Genomic DNA, 16,985 nt, shown 5'->3' with positions numbered 1-16,985 from the left:
ACACGCGGAATGCACAGAACGCAAACCACAGGACTAGCACGATGGAACCCGAATTGAATTTGCCCGCCCCGTACACGCCTCACAAGGGCTTCATGGCAGCGTTCGGTGCGTGCCCGATGATCGCGATCGTGCGCGGCATCAAACCCGCCGAGGCCGCCGACCACGGCCGCGCGCTCTACGAGGCGGGTTTCAGGATCGTCGAGGTCCCGCTCAATTCGCCGTCGCCGCTCGAGAGCATTGCGGCGCTGCGCGCGGCGCTGCCCGCCGACGCCATGATCGGCGCGGGCACCGTGCTCACGACGCAGCGCGTGTGCGACGTGAAGGCCGCCGGCGGCGAGCTGATCGTGATGCCGCACGCGGACACCGACGTGATTCTCGCGGCCAGGCTGCAGGGCCTCGCCTGCGTGCCGGGCGTGGCGACGCCGACTGAAGCGTTCGCGGCGCTCAAATGCGGCGCCGACGCACTCAAGATGTTCCCCGCCGAGCAACTGGGCCCGGCGGTGACCAGGGCGTGGCGCGCGGTCATTCCTGGCGTCGTGCCGCTCTTGCCCGTGGGCGGCGTGAAGCCGGACAACATGGGGCCGCAGCTGGCCGCGGGTGCGAGTGGGTTCGGTCTGGGCTCCGCGCTCTACAAGCCGGGGCAGGACGTGTCGGCAACGCGCGCGAATGCGCTTGCGTTCATCGCGGGATGGCGCGCCACGCAAGGCGCGACACCGGGCGCGCAGGGAGCGAAGCCATGAACCGTCTGGCGGGCAAGGTAGCGCTCGTGACCGGCGCGGGACGCGGCATTGGCGCCGCGATCGCGCGCGCGTTCGCGGCCGAGGGCGCGGCGGTCGTGCTCGCCGAGCTCGACGGCGCGAGCGCCGAGGCGACGGCGTGCGAGATCGAGGAGACGCTCGAGGGCGCATGCACGCTCGCCGTGCCGACCGATGTCACGCAAGCCGCCTCGGTGCAAGCCGCCGTGGTCGAGGCCGAGCGCGTATTCGGCCCCGTCGACGTGCTGGTGAACAACGCCGGCATCAACGTGTTCGCCGACCCGCTCACGATGACCGACGACGACTGGCGCCGCTGCTTCGCTGTCGATCTGGACGGCGTCTGGAACGGCTGCCGCGCGGTGCTGCCGGGGATGGTCGAGCGTCGCGCGGGCAGCATCGTGAATATCGCCTCGACGCACGCGTTCCAGATCATTCCGGGCTGCTTCCCGTACCCGGTCGCCAAGCATGGTGTGATCGGCCTCACGCGCGCGCTCGGCATCGAGTACGCGCCGAAGAACGTGCGCGTGAACGCGATCGCGCCGGGCTACATCGAGACGCAGCTCACGCACGACTGGTGGAACGCGCAGCCCGACCCCGAGGCGGCGCGCCGCGCGACGCTCGAGCTGCCGCCGATGAAGCGCATCGGCCGCCCGCAGGAAGTCGCGATGACGGCCGTGTTCCTCGCGTCGGACGAGGCGCCGTTCATCAACGCGAGCTGCATCACGATCGATGGCGGGCGCTGCGCGCTGCATCACGAATGAGGCGGTTTAAGTAGCAGTGCAAAAGAATAAGAAAGCGACAAAGACAAGAGCAGCACGCGCGATCAAGCTGCATGGGACCAGAGTAAGGCACTAAAGCGCCAACTCTGGTCGACAGGCTAACAAACGCAGCACCTTCGCAGCAGCGCTGGCCGCGCGCGGGCGGATGAAGAAAAAGCGGCCGCCACCTTCCCGTGACTGAAGAAGACAGGAGACAGACACCATGCAACGCAGGATTTTCCTCACGCTGTTGGCCGCCGCGACAACCGCCGTGCTGGCCCAGGCACCCGTCGCCCAGGCCGCCGACCAGGTCAAGATCGGCTTTCTCGTGAAGCAGCCCGAAGAGCCGTGGTTCCAGGACGAATGGAAGTTCGCCGAGATCGCCGCCAAGAAAGATGGCTTCACGCTCGTGAAGATCGGTGCGCCTTCGGGCGAGAAGGTCATGAGCGCGATCGACAACCTCGCCGCGCAGAAGGCTCAGGGCTTCATCATCTGCACCCCTGACGTGAAGCTCGGGCCGGGCATCGTCGCCAAGGCCAAGGCCGACAAGCTCAAGATGATGACCGTCGACGACCGCCTAGTCGACGGCTCGGGCAAGCCGATCGAAGCGGTGCCGCACATGGGCATTTCCGCCTACAACATCGGCAAGCAGGTGGGTGACGGCATTGCCGCCGAGATCAAGAAGCGCGGCTGGGACATGAAGGACGTGGGGGCCATCGACGTGACCTACGAGCAGTTGCCGACGGCGCACGATCGCACTACGGGCGCGACCGACGCGCTCGTGGCCGCGGGCTTCCCGAATGCGAACATCATTGCCGCGCCGCAGGCCAAGACCGATACGGAAAACGCCTTCAACGCCGCCAACATCGCGCTCACCAAGAACCCGCAGTTCAAGCACTGGGTGGCGTACGGCCTGAACGACGAAGCCGTGCTGGGCGCCGTGCGCGCAGCCGAAGGCCGCGGCTTCAAGGCCGACAACATGATCGGCATCGGCATCGGCGGTTCGGACTCGGCGCTGAACGAGTTCAAGAAGCCGGAGCCGACGGGCTTCTACGGCACCGTCATCATCAGCCCGAAGCGCCATGGCGAGGAAACCTCGGAGCTGATGTACGCGTGGATTACGCAAGGCAAGGAGCCGCCGATGCTCACGCTCACGACCGGGATGCTGGCCACGCGCGAGAACGTGAACCAGGTGCGCGAGCAGATGGGGCTCGCCTCGAAGTAACGGCACGAGGCGCGCCGTGTGAAAGCGGTGGTTTGAAGTGTTTCCCGCTGCAAGGCGGCCGGCGAGCGAAACGCGCCGGCCGCGTGCGGCGAATCGAATGAGAGGAAACCGAAGTGTCAGCGACACTGCGTTTTGACAATATCGGCAAGGTATTTCCCGGCGTGCGCGCGCTCGACGGCGTGTCGTTCGACGTGCACGCGGGCGAGGTGCATGGCTTGATGGGCGAGAACGGCGCGGGCAAATCGACGCTGCTCAAGATACTCGGCGGCGAGTACCAGCCCGATTCCGGCCGCATCCTGATGGACGGCAACGAGGTGCGCTTCTCCGATGCCGCGGCGTCGATCGGCGCGGGCATCGCCGTGATTCACCAGGAACTGCAGTACGTGCCCGACCTCACGGTCGCGGAGAATCTGCTGCTGGGCGCGCTGCCCAATGCCTTCGGCTGGGTGAGGCGCGGCGAAGCGCGCAAGTTCGTGCGCGAGCGCCTTGCCGCCATGGGCGTGGATCTCGATCCCGCCGCGAAGCTGCGCAAGCTCTCCATCGCGCAGCGCCAGATGGTGGAGATCTGCAAGGCGCTACTGCGCAATGCGCGCGTGATCGCGCTCGACGAGCCCACGAGTTCGCTCTCGCACCGCGAGACCGACGTGCTGTTCAAGCTCGTGCGCGAGCTGCGCGCCGACAACCGCGCGCTCATCTACATCTCGCACCGCATGGACGAGATCTACGAGCTCTGCAACGCCTGCACGATCTTTCGCGACGGCCGCAAGATCGCCTCGCACGAGCAGCTCGCCGAGGTGAAGCGCGCGACACTCGTGGCCGAAATGGTGGGGCGCGAGATCAGCGACATCTACAACTATTCGCCGCGCGAGCATGGCAGGGTGCGCTTCGCGGTGCATGGCGTAGAGGGGCAACCGCTCGCGCAGCCGGCGAGCTTCGAGGTGAAGGCGGGCGAGATCGTCGGCTTCTTCGGGCTCGTGGGCGCGGGTCGCAGCGAGCTCATGCAGCTGATCTACGGCACGCACAAGCGGCGCGCGGGTGCAATCGAGCTCGATGGCAAGCCGATTCGCGTGAAGAGCGCCAGCGACGCGATTCGCCAGGGCATCGTGCTGTGCCCGGAAGACCGCAAGGAGCAAGGCATCGTCGCGATGGCAACGGTCTCGGAGAACATCAATATCAGCTGCCGCCGCCATTTCCTGCGCGCCGGCATGTTTCTCGACCGCAAGAAAGAGGCCGAGACGGCCGACCGCTTCATCAAGCTCCTGAAGATCAAGACGCCGAGCCGCCGCCAGAAGATCCGCTTTCTCTCGGGCGGCAACCAGCAGAAGGCCATTCTTTCGCGCTGGCTCGCGGAGCCCGATCTGAAGGTGGTGATTCTCGACGAGCCCACGCGCGGCATCGACGTCGGTGCGAAACATGAGATCTATAACGTGATCTACCAGCTCGCCGCGCGCGGCTGCGCGATCGTGATGGTGTCATCGGAATTGCCGGAGGTGCTCGGCGTGTCCGACCGCATCGTGGTGATGCGCGAAGGCCGGATTTCCGGAGAGTTGCCGCGCAGCGCGGCGAACGAACACGCGGTGCTGGACCTCGCGCTGCCGCAAGGCGCGCAGGCGAGAGCCGCATGAGTGGACGGGGAGGAGTGACTGAAATGCAAGCCAGAGAGAACCTGGCGGCCGACGCCGCCGATGCAGCGAAGAGCGTGGCGCAAAGCGCCGCCGACGCGCTGATTCCCAAGAGCAGCGACAAGCAGAAGTGGTGGCAGCAGATCACCGATTACAGCCTCATCGTGATCTTCGCGATCATGTTCATCACGATGTCGCTGACGGTCGACCACTTCTTCTCGATCGAGAACATGCTCGGCCTCGCGCTGTCGATCTCGCAGATCGGCATGGTGGCCTGCACGATGATGTTCTGCCTCGCCTCACGCGACTTCGACCTTTCCGTGGGCTCGACGGTCGCCTTCGCGGGCGTGCTCTGCGCGATGGTGCTCAACGCCACGAACAACACCTTCATTGCGATCGTCGCCGCGGTAGCCGCGGGCGCCGCGATCGGCTTCGTGAATGGCGCGGTGATCGCGTATCTGCGCATCAATGCGCTGATCACCACGCTCGCCACCATGGAGATCGTGCGCGGGCTCGGCTTCATCGTCTCGCATGGCCAGGCGGTGGGCGTGTCCTCGGATACCTTCATTGCCATGGGCACGGCGTCGTTCTTCGGCGTGCAGTTGCCGATCTGGGTCACGCTCGTCTGCTTCATCGTGTTCGGCGTGATGCTCAATCAGACCGTGTATGGGCGCAACACGCTTGCGATTGGCGGCAATCCGGAAGCCTCGCGCCTCGCCGGCATCAAGGTCGAACGCACGCGCGTGTGGATCTTCCTGATCCAGGGCGCGGTGACGGCGCTCGCAGGGGTCATCCTCGCCTCGCGTATCACCTCGGGCCAGCCGAACGCCGCCGAAGGCTTCGAGCTGAACGTGATTTCCGCATGCGTGCTGGGCGGCGTCTCGCTGTTGGGCGGACGCGCGACGATCTCGGGCGTCGTGATCGGCGTGCTCATCATGGGCACGGTCGAGAACGTGATGAACCTGCTCAACATCGACGCGTTCTATCAGTACCTCGTGCGTGGCGCGATCCTGCTTGCGGCGGTGCTGCTCGACCAGTTGAAGAACCGCGGTGCGCGCGATTGAAGATGAGGAGCCTTTGACGATGTCGTCGTCCGCCAATACACCAGCTACACCAGCTACACCTGCCACATCTGCCGACGCAAACGCGCGCCACGCGCACGAGAGCTTCGCGCGCTATCCGAGCCTTGTGGACCGTGTCGTCCTCATCACGGGCGGCGCGACCGGCATTGGCGCGTCGTTCGTCGAGCACTTCGCCGCGCAGGGCGCGCGCGTCGGCTTTCTCGACATCGACACGAGCGCGGGCACGGCGCTTGCCGATTCGCTCGGGGACTCGCGGCACAAGCCCGTGTTCGTGTCGTGCGATCTCACCGACATTGCTTCGTTGCGCGCCGCCATCGCGGACCTGAAGGCGGCACTCGGGGCCATCGGAGTGCTCGTGAACAACGCCGCGAACGACCGCCGCCACACGCTGGCGGAAGTCACACCCGAGTCGTTCGACGCAGGCGTTGCCGTGAACTTGCGGCATCAGCTGTTCGCGGCGCAGGCCGTGGCCGAGGACATGAAAGCCGCGCGTGCGGGCTCGATCATCAATTTGGGCTCGATCAGCTGGATGCTCAAGCAGCCTGAAATGCCGGTCTACACGATGAGCAAAGCGGCAGTGCAGGGCCTCACGCGCGGGCTCGCGAAGGACCTCGGACGCTACGGCATCCGTGTGAACTCGCTCGTCCCGGGCTGGGTGATGACGGAGAAGCAGCGTCGCCTGTGGCTCGACGACGAGGGCCGCGAAGCCATCAAGCGCGGCCAGTGCATCGACGCCGAGCTGCTGCCCGCGGACCTCGCGCGCATGGCGCTCTTTCTCGCGGCCGACGACAGCCGCATGATCACGTCACAGGACATCGTGGTGGACGGAGGCTGGGCATGACGAACGGCGCTTCTGAAAAAGGTGCGGCGGACAAGTCCGCGGACGAAGCGGTGGCCGAACTGCTCGTGCACGCGAAATGCGAGCTGGGCGAAGGCGCGACATGGTGCGCGCGCAGCGGCCGGCTCTACTGGGTCGATATCGAAGGCAAGCGCCTGTCTCGCTACGACGCACGCGACGCCAAGCACGTGAGCTGGGACATGCCGGAGCGCCTCGCGTGCTTCGCGCTGTGCGAGGACGAACGCACGCTGCTGCTGGGCCTCGAATCGCGGCTCGCCTTCTTCGACCTGGAAACGCGCGCGATCGACACCATCGTCGAGGTCGAGCCGGGCGTGCCCACGCGCCTCAATGACGGGCGTTGCGATCGCCAGGGCCGCTTCGTGTTCGGCACGAAGTACGAAGGCGCGCCGATGCAGGCGATCGGCGGCTTCTACCGCCTCAATCACGATCTCACGCTCGAGCGCCTGCCGCTGCCCGCGCCCGCGATCTCGAACAGCATCGCGTTCAGCCCGGACGGCTCGACCATGTATTACTGCGATTCGCTCACGCGCGAGATATGCGCATGCGACTATGGCGCGGATGGAACGATTGCAAACGAACGCACCTTCGTCGTGCTGACCGATGAGACCGGCGTGCCGGACGGCTCGACCGTCGATGCCGAAGGCGGCCTGTGGAACGCGCAATGGGGCGGCGAGCGCGTGGTGCGCTACGGCGCCGATGGCAGGGAAACCGAGCGCGTAAAGATTCCCACAGCGCAGCCAAGCTGCGTTACGCTCGGCGGTGCGCTGCTGGACACGCTCTATGTGACGAGCGCGCGGGCCGAAATGGAGGAGGCCATGCTCGCGCACGAACCGCATGCCGGCGGCGTCTTTGCAGTCCGAGTCGGCCGCGTGGGCCTTGCCGAACCGCTGTTTCAGGGGCATCGGCGCAATTGATGCGGTGCACTAAACGTTGCATGAAGGGTCTTGCAATCGTTTCGCAAGGTGGCGTGCGCGCGTGGCCATCGGCGGCGGCGCGAGCCGCGGTGGAGATCACCCACCCGCGTGCGCACGCAAAGTCGTTGTAGTTCGGCAACAGATGCAGTCCATCGGAAGTGCGCAGTCGGCCTTGCCCGTGATGACCAGGGCGGCCAGAACGACCAGGAAGAGAAGGGCGAACACAAGAAGCGGCCGCTGGCCTGTGCACAGCCATCACCATGAGCGAGCACAACGCCGACAGGCCACCGGTGAGCCGCCTGTTGCGGCGGCAATCGAACATGCCTCTCCAGGAGCATTTCATGAGTGTCGCGAATTCCGCTGTGCGTCGATCCCCCCGTTCCACCCTGAACCCAGCCGCGAGCGCGGCGAGCGTACCGTCTGGCGCCTCATCCGCATCGGCTGCATCGGCTGTATCGGCGGCTTCACCCGCCGCCGCGCGGCGCGCGCGCCTCGAGGCCGCCACCCATCCCGTCATGGCGGGGCCGAGTACTTCGGCGGTGGCGATCGGCGCGGCGGGGACGAGCGACGTGTCCTGCGTGACGCTCGCGAACGCGTATTTGAGACTCGACGTCGCGCCCCAACTGGGCGGCGGCATCACGCGTTTCGACTGGCGCAGCGAGGGGGCGCTCGAGCCGGTGTTTCGACGCTGCGAGCGCGTGAGCGCGCGCATGGATCCGAACGAGCTCGCCTGCTACCCGCTGCTGCCGTATTCGAACCGGATCGGCGAGGGGCGCTTTCACTTTGGTGGACGCGACGTCGAAGTGCCGCGTAACCGGGCGAGCGAGCCGCTGCCGATCCATGGCGATGGGTGGCTCGCGCACTGGGCCGTCGAAGAAGCCGATCGCGAACGCGTGCGCCTCGTGCTCGATCATAGCGGCGGCGATCCTTACGCCTATCGCGCCGAACTGACCTATGCACTCGATGGCGCGACGCTCGTCATGACGCTCGAAGTGGAGAACACGGGGCGCGAGGCGCTGCCGTTCGGTCTTGGCGTTCATCCGTTCCTTGCGCGCGACACGAGCACCGAGCTTTCGGCGCCGGCGAGCGGCCTGTGGCTTTCGGGCGCCGACTGGCTGCCGGTGCGCCACGTGCCCGCGCCGCCCGCATGGCAGTTCGGCGTGGCGTATCCGCTGCCGGCGCAGATGGTGAACCACGCCTTCAGCGGCTGGAGCGGCCGCGCGGCCGTGGTTTGGGAGCGGCGCCGGCTCTCGCTCTCGATCTGCGCGAACACCGACTACTACGTGCTCTACACGCCGCCTGGCGAGCGCTTCTTCTGTTTCGAGCCGGTCGATCATCCGATCAACGCGGTCAATCTCGAAGGCGGCGGCGGGGCGCACGGCATGACCGTGCTTGGCCACGGCGAGCGGCTCGTGCGCACGTTCAGCTTCACGGTCGAGCGCATGGACATGCGCGCGGCGGCGAATCCGCACCGCCAGGGCACACGTGGCGTGCGGCGACGGGCGCCGCGGCGCGGCAGTGCTTCCCAAGCCGGGTAAAATACGCGCCGTTTTCCTTTCAACGGCTCGCCGCGAGTTTTCATCATGACCTCCTTCATCCAGACCCTCGACGCCGCCTGGCAGCGCACCGGCTCGCTGCTGTGCGTCGGCCTCGACCCCGAGCCCACGAAATTCCCGGCCGCGCTGGCGGGCCGCAGCGACGCGATCTTCGAGTTCTGTCGCGACATCGTCGACGCCACGGCGCCCTATGCGTGCTCGTTCAAGCCGCAGATTGCCTACTTCGCCGCGCACCGCGCCGAAGACCAGCTCGAAGCGCTGATCGCGCATATCCACGACAAGCATCCGGGCTTGCCCGTGATCCTCGACGCCAAGCGCGGCGACATCGGCAGCACCGCGGAGCAGTACGCGCGCGAAGCCTTCGAGCGCTTCAAGGCCGACGCCGTGACGGTCAACCCCTACATGGGCTACGACTCCATCGAGCCGTGGCTCGCGCACAAGGGCAAGGGCGTGATCGTGCTGTGCCGCACGTCGAACCCCGGCGGCTCCGACCTGCAGTTCCTGACCACCGACGGCAAGCCGCTCTATCAGGTCGTGGCGTCGCTCGCGGCGCAGAAGTGGAATGCGAGCGGTGAGCTCGGGCTCGTGGTGGGCGCGACGTTTCCGAAGGAAATCGAGACGGTGCGGGCGCTCGTCGGCGACATGCCGCTGCTGATTCCGGGCATTGGCGCGCAAGGCGGCGATGTCGAGGCAACCGTGAAGGCCGGCCGCACGGCCAACGGCACGGGCATGCTGATTAACTCGTCGCGCGCAATCATCTATGCGAGCAAGGACGAGGATTATGCGCAGGCGGCGGCAAAGGCAGCTGAACAGACGCGCGACAAGATCAACGCGTATCGCTGATGCGGGAGCGGTCCGGCGCACATCGCGCCGGACCGCTTGAATGTCTCAGGTCGACGTGAATCGCGCGGCCGGAGACGTTCAGATTGGTATCTGTCTCCTCGCGTCAAAATTAAGATATTTCCTTGTTTCTCTTAAATAATTAAGAGAATTCCTATTCGACCTCCGACATTCCATCAGTAATATCCGTAGTAATCGCTGACGAGCTGTAGGAAGGACTCCGAATTTCCTACGCTTACCCATCGCGGTTCTGCTGCGGGCATGGGTAGGCGCCCGGCACGGCAGTCAGCGCACGGGTTGCCTTTGCTCGCTTCGGCGAGCGGGCAATTCAGTCAGGCAAACATTTCGTTTTCAATCGACGAATGGAGATCGCCGCCTGTCAGGCGGCGGTTCGACGGAACACGCTGTAGGGAGCGTGCGCGGACGGTCGGCGCGACCATCCGCATTTGGCAGGGCTTTTGCGGCGCGTCCTCGGGTTGGAGCGCCGCTTCTTTTTTGTGGACGGTGTTCGAACGGGCGTGGCGGCAAGGCCACTCATGCTCCCGAAGCGGAGCGCTCAGTCCTTCTTCGCGGCCGCGACCATGGCCGGCTTGCCGAATAGCTCGATGATCGCCCGATGCAGCGGATACTTTTCGGCCAGCGCATTCACATCCGCAATCTCGAATTCGCTGAACTCGAACCCCGGCGCTACCGTGCAGCCCACGAGCGCATACGTGGACGGATCGCAGCAGCGCGCCGCGAACCAGTGTCCCGCGGGCACCACCGCCTGAAAAACCGTGCCTGGATGGTCGAGCGCATGGCCGAGCTTGCGCGTGGAAAGCACGCCACGCTCATCGATCGAATGGATCTCGATGGGCGAGCCCGCGTAGAAGTGCCACAGTTCGTCCGACCGGATGCGGTGCCAGGCCGAATAGGCGCCGTTCGCGAGGAGGAAGTAGATGGCGGTCGAGGCGGTGCGCGCCCCGTCGGTGGCCGGCGCGCCGTCGCGGCGGATCAGCTTGTCCGAACGGTAGGTCTCGCTGTAGTAGCCGCCTTCAGGATGGGGTTCGAGCCCGAAGCGGCGGATCAGCTCGTCGACGGGGCCGCCGGCGCTCGCCGGCTCGGTTGACTTCGCAGTGGTCATGGATTCGGGCCTCCTGGTCCTTGTCGATCGCACGAAGCTGTCGGGTTCCGGTAGGGTAGGTCATCTCCGGACGTCCGGCGTTCGAGGAGGCCAGACGTCCTCAGCGTTCCTTTTCGTCGATCAGTGCCAGCAGCCCGCGCAGCGCGTGCACGGCGGCCTGCACACGGATCTGCTCCCGGTCGCCCTTGAAGACCAGCGTCTCGACGCTGGTGTGCAGCCGGTTGCTCCAGCCAAACGACACCATGCCCACCGGCTTTTCCGGTGTGCCGCCGCCTGGGCCGGCCACGCCCGTGATGGCGAGCGAAATTTGTGCCCGGCTGTTGCGCAGCGCACCTTCGGCCATGGCGCGCGCGACCGGCTCGCTCACCGCGCCGTGCTTTTCGATGAGATCGGCGGGCACGCCGATCATCTCCGTCTTCGCCTGGTTCGAATACGTGACGAAGCCGCGTTCGAACCAGCCGCTGCTGCCCGAAATGTCGGTGATGGCGGTAGCGACCATGCCGCCGGTGCAGGACTCGGCGGTGGCGAGCATGAGCCGGGCGTCGCGCAGTTTGTTGCCCGCGCGGATGGCGAGTTGGTGAACGACCGAATCGGTAGGCATGGGTGAGTGTCCGTGGCGGTGTGGCGGTTGTGATGCTGGTTGCGTTCCCGGCTGCGTTCCTGGTGGCTTTCCTTCTGGGGGCGTGGCGGTGGCGGCCTGCGCGGCGCTCAGACCGACATGCGCCAGAGCGCGATCACGAGCAGCGTGAAGAACGCGGCAACTAGGTCGTCGAGCATGATGCCGAAGCCACCCTTGAAGCGCCGCTCGAGATAGCGGATGGGCGGCGGCTTCACCGTGTCGAAGAAGCGAAAGACGAGGAACGCCCAGAGTTTGCTCATGAAGTCGATGGGCGTGATCATCAGCAGCACGAGCCAGAACGCGACGATCTCGTCCCAGACGATGGCCGAGGGGTCTTCGGTGCGCAGCATCTTCGCGGTGTATCCCGTGATGCCAATGCCGGCGAGATAGCCCACGATGATCAGGACGCCCCAGTCGATCACCGTGAAGTAGCGGTTGAGCACCTCGAAGGCCGCCCACGCGAAGAGCGTGCCGGCTGTGCCCGGCGCGAGCCGCGAGAGTCCGGAGCCGAAGCCGAGCGAGATGATGTGCAGCGGATGCGTGAGCATGAACGGCGCGTCGGCGCGGCGCGGCCCCTTGGGCGCGGCGCTCCCGGTACTCGCGCCGCTCACGCCGGCAGAGGCGGGCTGGCCGGCCGTCGCGAGTTTGTCGGCGGGCGAGGGCGTAGGGTCAGTCTGCATGAAAGTGATCGAAGCCTTGCAACGTCAGGTTGAGCGGCGCACCGGACGCGTCGCGCCATGCGATGGCCGGCCACGCTTGCGCTTTGTGCTTTGCGTGCGCGCCGTCCTGGGCCGCAACGGCAGCCTCCGGCGATGCGGAGGATGCGGCCATATCGGGAGAAGTTATTGTACCGATGCGCGTCACGCGCACGCCCGCCTGTTGCGCCGCTGCCTCGACGGCCCCGCGTTGTGCTTGCGCTGCCGTGAAGCAGAGCTCGTAGTCGTCGCCGCCCGCGAGCGCGCACTGCAACTGTAGCGCGCGCGGCAGGCGCGCGAGCGCCGCGGACAGCGGCAGCGCGTCCACGTCGATCTCGGCGTTCACGTGCGAGCGCTCGAGGATGTGCAGCAGGTCGCCGGCGAGTCCGTCGGAGACGTCCAGCGCCGCGCGCGCAATGCCCGCGAGCGCGAGACCGAGCGCGATGCGCGGTTCGGGGAATTCGAGCGCGCGGAGGAAATGGGCGGCGTCGGCGCGGTCGATTTGCACTTGTGGCCACTCGCCACGCAGCACGCCGAGACCCGCGCGCGCGTCGCCCGGCGTGCCTGACACCCAGACGTCGTCGCCGGGCCGGGCCGCGTCGCGCCGAAGCGCGTCGTCCTGGCGGACCGAGCCGAACACGGTAATGCACAGATTGAGTGGACCGGCGGTGGTGTCGCCGCCGATCAGCTCGCAGCCGTATCGGTCGGCCAGCTCGAAAAGCCCGCCGCTGAACGCCTCGAGCCAGTCCTCGCGGGGCTTGGGCAGCGCGAACGCGAGCGTGAAGCCGAGCGGCGCGGCGCCCATCGCGGCGAGATCGGAGAGATTGACGGCGAGCGCCTTGTGGCCGAGCGCACGAGGATCGACATCGGGAAGAAAGTGACGGCCCTCCACGAGCATGTCCGTGGAGACGGCCAGCATCTCGCCGGCGGCGGGCGCGATGAGCGCGCAGTCGTCGCCGATGCCGAGCGCGGCGCGGCGCGTGTTCGTGCGTGCGCGTCGCGCAAAATAACGGTCGATCAGGGAGAATTCGGAAAGCATGACGAAAGGTCTATGGCGAATGGCCAGGTTGGTCCGGCGCGAGCCGCGCCGGCGGGGCGTTGCCCTCATTCCGGTCGTGGCAGCTACGCCCGATCTGTAAGGAATGCTGCCAGAGATTGGCGCTACAATGCGTCCGAATCAGCGTTTGAATTGCCATTCTAATCCGCACTTGGGGCCTGCCTGTCATGTCGAATTCCGCCACGAACAAGCTTCGCGAAGCTGCCCTCGACTATCACGAATTTCCTGTGCCTGGAAAGATCGCGATTGCGCCGACCAAGCAGATGATCAACCAGCGCGATCTCTCGCTCGCGTACTCGCCGGGCGTCGCGTTCGCCTGCGAGGCGATCGTCGAGAATCCGCTGAACGCCGCGCGCTTCACGGCGCGCAGCAACCTCGTGGGCGTCGTGTCGAACGGCACGGCCGTGCTCGGCCTCGGCAACATCGGGCCGCTCGCCTCGAAGCCGGTCATGGAAGGCAAGGCGGTGCTGTTCAAGAAGTTTGCCGGCATCGACGTGTTCGACATCGAGCTCAACGAGTCGGACCCGCACAAACTCGTGGACGTGATCGCCGCGCTCGAACCCACCTTCGGCGGCATCAATCTGGAAGACATCAAGGCGCCGGAGTGCTTCATCGTCGAACGCGAAGCCCGCAAGCGCATGAAGATCCCGGTCTTCCACGACGACCAGCACGGCACGGCCATCGTGGTGGCGGCGGCCTTCACCAACGGCCTGAAGGTCGTGGGCAAGGACATCAAGAAGGTGAAGCTCGTGGCGTCGGGCGCGGGCGCGGCGGCGCTGGCGTGCCTCGACCTGCTCGTCGACCTCGGCCTGCCGCTCGAGAACATCTACGTGACCGACCTCGCGGGCGTGGTCTACAAGGGCCGCACCGAGCTGATGGACCCGGACAAGGAGCGCTTCGCACGCGAAACCGACGCGCGCACGCTCGCCGAAGTGATCGAAGGCGCCGACATTTTCCTCGGCCTGTCCGCCGGCGGCGTGCTCAAGCAGGACATGGTCAAGCAGATGGCCGCGAAGCCACTCATTCTCGCGCTCGCGAACCCCACGCCGGAAATCCTGCCGGAGCTCGCGCTCGAAGTGCGTCCGGACGCCGTGCTCGCCACGGGCCGCACCGACTACCCGAACCAGGTCAACAACGTCCTGTGCTTTCCGTTCATCTTCCGCGGCGCGCTCGACGTGGGCGCGACCACCATCACGCGCGAGATGGAGATTGCCGCCGTGAACGCGATCGCGGAACTGGCGCGCCAGGAGCAGAGCGACGTCGTGGCCACGGCCTACGGCATCCAGGATCTGCAATTCGGGCCTGAATACCTGATTCCGAAGCCCTTCGATCCGCGCCTGATCGTGAAGATCGCGCCGGCCGTCGCCAAGGCGGCGATGGACTCGGGTGTGGCGACCCGTCCGATCGAGGACATGGACGCCTACACGCAGCATCTCCAGCAGTTCGTCTACCACAGCGGCACGACCATGAAGCCGATCTTCCAGATCGCGCGTGCCGTGGAGCCGGAGCGGAAGCGCATCGTGTTCGCCGAAGGCGAAGAGGAGCGCATTCTGCGCGCGGTGCAGATCGTAGTCGATGAAAAACTCGCGAAGCCTATCCTGATCGGCCGCCCCGCGGTGATCGAGCAGCGCATCGCGCGCTACGGCCTGCGTCTGGTCGCGGGCCAGGACTACACGGTCGTCAACACCGACCACGACGAGCGCTACCGCGACTTCTGGCAGAGCTACGCCAAGCTGATGGCGCGCAAGGGCATCACGCAGCAGATGGCCAAGCTCGAAATGCGCCGCCGCACGACGCTGATCGGCTCGATGCTGGTGCAAAAGGGCGAGGCCGACGGCATGCTGTGCGGCACGGTCAGCACGACGCACCGCCATCTGCACTTCATCGACCAGATCATCGGCAAGAAAGAAGGTTGCAGCGTCTATGGGGCGATGAACGGGCTGGTGCTGCCCAATCGCCAGATCTTCGTGGTCGACACGCACGTGAACGTCGACCCGACGCCGGAACAACTCGCCGAGATCACCATCATGGCGGCGGAAGAGGTGCGCCGCTTCGGTATCGAGCCGAAGGTCGCGCTGTGCTCGCATTCGAACTTCGGTTCGAGCAACGCGCCTTCGGCGCAGAAGATGCGCGATCTGCTCGAGATCCTCAAGGAGCGCGCTCCGGACCTGCAGGTGGACGGCGAAATGCACGGCGACGTCGCACTCGATCCGAAGCTGCGCAAGGAAATCCTGCCGGAGTCGACGCTCGAAGGCGAGGCGAACCTGCTCGTCATGCCGAACATCGACGCGGCGAACATCTCCTACAACCTGCTGAAGACGGCGGCGGGCAACAATATCGCCATCGGCCCGATGCTGCTCGGTGCGGCCAAGCCGGTGCACGTGCTGACGGCTTCGGCCACCGTGCGCCGGATCGTCAACATGACCGCGCTGCTGGTCGCGGATGTGAACGCGACGCGTTAAGCCACTCAAGTCACTCGCATCAAGTTCCGGATCGGCCGCGCTCCCGCGGCTTCATGCCTCGCACCGGCGGCGCTACCCGCCGCCGGTCTCCCACCGCCAGTCTCCCGGCGTGCTCCGGGATCGTTGCCTGACGTTGTCCGGGCACCATTTTCTCGTTGTAAAATTTACCGGTTTTCCCCTTGTGCGCGGTCAAGCCCCATCTGCCATCGCGGGCGCGAGATTGCTTCCAGGGGCCATTAGCGATACCCTTACATCTTTCATGGTCGTCGAACGCGTGATCCGAGAGGCAGGAATCCGTAGATGGTACGTATAGGACTGCCTGATGATACGGCCACAAAAAACGCTGATGCATTAGCCGGATCGGCAAATGCAAGCCATTGTTTTCGTGGGGATTCTGGAAGGCGTTCGAGCGGTATCCGTCGTTTGGCACTGGCTGCGTCAGGCGTTTTTCTGGCGGCAGTGCTCGTGTGCTCGCAAGGCGCCGCGGCACGGACTCAGGCGCCGGACGATGCCGGAGCGTCGCCTGGCACCGTGAGCGTGGGCGAGTTGCCGCGCGAAGCGGTCAACACGCTCAGTCTGATTGGCGCGGGCGGACCTTATCCGTTTGAGAAGGACGGCGTCGTGTTCGGCAATTACGAGCGTCAGTTGCCGCGGCATCGGCGTGGCTACTACCACGAATACACCGTCCCGACGCCCCGTGCGCACAACCGCGGCGCGCGTCGCATTGTCTGCGGCGGTCCGCTCAGGCAGACGGACAACTGCTATTACACCGACGACCACTACGCAAGTTTTAGACGAATTGTTGAATGACACCGGGAAAAGCGGCATGAGCGATAACACTTACGCGCACGACCCGCGGGTCGCGAGCGATCTGTTCGCGTCCGGCGAGGGCAACCTGTTCCAGCGCGTCATGCAGATGCATCACGACGACCAGCAGCGCGAAGCCGCGCGCAGGGACGAGGCGAATCCATCGAACGAGGAGGCCATGGACCTGTTTGCGACCGTCAGGCCGAATATCGTCCAGTCGATCCGCGCGTTCCGCGTGCAGGATCTCGCCGACGAGGCGCAGCGGCTGCAGCAGCATTTCCTCTACGCGTTTTGCGCCAATGCGCAGACCAAGCAGGAAGTGCTCGAAACCATTGCCACATCGTTTCTGTTTCCGAAGCATTTCGGCAAGAACTACGATGGTTTGTACGACTGCCTGACCGATCTGGTGCAAAAGGCCGGCGAGCAGCCGGGCTTCGTGATCGTGCTGGAAGGCCTGCCGATCGCGCAGAAGTTCGACAAGGACGGGCGCGAGACGCTGCTCGACGTGTTCCGGGAAGCTTCGGAGTACTGGGCCGAGCGCAAGGTGCCGTTCCGGGTCTTTTATTCGTTCGCCTGAGCGGTGCGTGGCGCGACGCTGCTAGAAGCGTCGG

The 16,985-nt window shown here is 65.9% G+C and carries 16 protein-coding genes; 12 read left to right on the top strand and 4 right to left on the bottom strand.

Annotated features, from left to right (window positions below):
* Positions 1-41: 41 nt before the first annotated feature.
* The 9 genes from BO1_RS02660 (at position 42) to pyrF (ending at position 9,614) form a co-directional block, all read left to right on the top strand.
* Positions 42-740, top strand: coding sequence for a 2-dehydro-3-deoxy-6-phosphogalactonate aldolase (locus BO1_RS02660; protein WP_028216226.1), 699 nt, complete (start codon positions 42-44; stop codon positions 738-740).
* On the top strand, positions 737-1,516 hold the full coding sequence (locus BO1_RS02655) for an SDR family oxidoreductase (protein ID WP_028216225.1): 780 nt from the start codon (positions 737-739) through the stop codon (positions 1,514-1,516). Before BO1_RS02660 ends, BO1_RS02655 begins: the two co-directional genes overlap by 4 nt.
* Positions 1,517-1,736: 220 nt before the next feature.
* On the top strand, positions 1,737-2,738 hold the full coding sequence (locus BO1_RS02650) for an arabinose ABC transporter substrate-binding protein (protein ID WP_028216224.1): 1,002 nt from the start codon (positions 1,737-1,739) through the stop codon (positions 2,736-2,738).
* 113 nt (positions 2,739-2,851) lie between these two features.
* Positions 2,852-4,363, top strand: a complete 1,512-nt coding sequence (gene araG, locus BO1_RS02645; protein WP_028216223.1) for an L-arabinose ABC transporter ATP-binding protein AraG — start codon at positions 2,852-2,854, stop codon at positions 4,361-4,363.
* A 23-nt stretch (positions 4,364-4,386) separates the two neighbouring features.
* A complete protein-coding gene (gene araH, locus BO1_RS02640) occupies positions 4,387-5,424 on the top strand; it encodes an L-arabinose ABC transporter permease AraH (RefSeq protein WP_028216222.1) in 1,038 nt (345 codons plus the stop codon).
* A 19-nt stretch (positions 5,425-5,443) separates the two neighbouring features.
* A complete protein-coding gene (locus tag BO1_RS02635; RefSeq protein ID WP_043283623.1) occupies positions 5,444-6,283 on the top strand; it encodes an SDR family NAD(P)-dependent oxidoreductase in 840 nt (279 codons plus the stop codon).
* A complete protein-coding gene (locus BO1_RS02630) occupies positions 6,280-7,215 on the top strand; it encodes an SMP-30/gluconolactonase/LRE family protein (protein WP_043283571.1) in 936 nt (311 codons plus the stop codon). The genes BO1_RS02635 and BO1_RS02630 overlap by 4 nt, the downstream gene beginning before the upstream one ends.
* A 341-nt stretch (positions 7,216-7,556) precedes the next feature.
* Positions 7,557-8,753 carry an aldose 1-epimerase gene (locus BO1_RS49400; protein WP_084687739.1) on the top strand — a complete coding sequence of 399 codons (1,197 nt, stop codon included), beginning with the start codon at positions 7,557-7,559 and terminating at the stop codon, positions 8,751-8,753.
* Positions 8,754-8,798: 45 nt separating this feature from the next.
* Positions 8,799-9,614 (top strand): orotidine-5'-phosphate decarboxylase, encoded by an 816-nt coding sequence (gene pyrF, locus BO1_RS02620; protein ID WP_028216219.1) that lies wholly within the window; start codon positions 8,799-8,801, stop codon positions 9,612-9,614.
* A gap of 553 nt (positions 9,615-10,167) precedes the next feature.
* Here pyrF and BO1_RS02615 read toward each other — a convergent pair.
* The 4 genes from BO1_RS02615 to thiL all read right to left on the bottom strand — a co-directional run bounded on the left by BO1_RS02615 (position 10,168) and on the right by thiL (position 13,087).
* Positions 10,168-10,734 carry a cupin domain-containing protein gene (locus tag BO1_RS02615; RefSeq protein WP_043283569.1) on the bottom strand — a complete coding sequence of 189 codons (567 nt, stop codon included), beginning with the start codon at positions 10,732-10,734 and terminating at the stop codon, positions 10,168-10,170.
* Positions 10,735-10,834: 100 nt separating this feature from the next.
* Positions 10,835-11,335 carry a CinA family protein gene (locus BO1_RS02610; protein WP_028216217.1) on the bottom strand — a complete coding sequence of 167 codons (501 nt, stop codon included), beginning with the start codon at positions 11,333-11,335 and terminating at the stop codon, positions 10,835-10,837.
* A 107-nt stretch (positions 11,336-11,442) separates the two neighbouring features.
* Entirely contained in the window at positions 11,443-12,033 is a 591-nt protein-coding gene (locus BO1_RS49395; protein ID WP_028216216.1) for a phosphatidylglycerophosphatase A family protein, read from the bottom strand.
* Complete coding sequence (gene thiL, locus BO1_RS02600; RefSeq protein ID WP_028216215.1) at positions 12,023-13,087, bottom strand: thiamine-phosphate kinase; 1,065 nt, start codon at positions 13,085-13,087, stop codon at positions 12,023-12,025. Before thiL ends, BO1_RS49395 begins: the two co-directional genes overlap by 11 nt.
* A 185-nt stretch (positions 13,088-13,272) precedes the next feature.
* Here thiL and BO1_RS02595 point away from each other — a divergent pair, with 185 nt between their 5' ends.
* The 3 genes from BO1_RS02595 to BO1_RS02585 all read left to right on the top strand — a co-directional run bounded on the left by BO1_RS02595 (position 13,273) and on the right by BO1_RS02585 (position 16,951).
* Positions 13,273-15,567, top strand: a complete 2,295-nt coding sequence (locus BO1_RS02595; RefSeq protein ID WP_028216214.1) for an NADP-dependent malic enzyme — start codon at positions 13,273-13,275, stop codon at positions 15,565-15,567.
* A gap of 414 nt (positions 15,568-15,981) precedes the next feature.
* Positions 15,982-16,377: a ribonuclease domain-containing protein gene (locus BO1_RS02590; RefSeq protein ID WP_028216213.1), complete on the top strand. Its 396-nt coding sequence runs from the start codon at positions 15,982-15,984 to the stop codon at positions 16,375-16,377.
* Between the two features lie 16 nt (positions 16,378-16,393).
* On the top strand, positions 16,394-16,951 hold the full coding sequence (locus BO1_RS02585; protein WP_028216212.1) for a barstar family protein: 558 nt from the start codon (positions 16,394-16,396) through the stop codon (positions 16,949-16,951).
* The last annotated feature ends 34 nt before the right edge of the window (positions 16,952-16,985 follow it).

Source organism: Paraburkholderia oxyphila NBRC 105797, from assembly GCF_000685075.1.
In the GTDB taxonomy this organism is placed as follows: Bacteria; Pseudomonadota; Gammaproteobacteria; order Burkholderiales; family Burkholderiaceae; genus Paraburkholderia; species Paraburkholderia oxyphila.
Note: the sequence above shows the minus strand (reverse complement) of the source record. Positions and strands in the feature narration are given on the sequence as shown.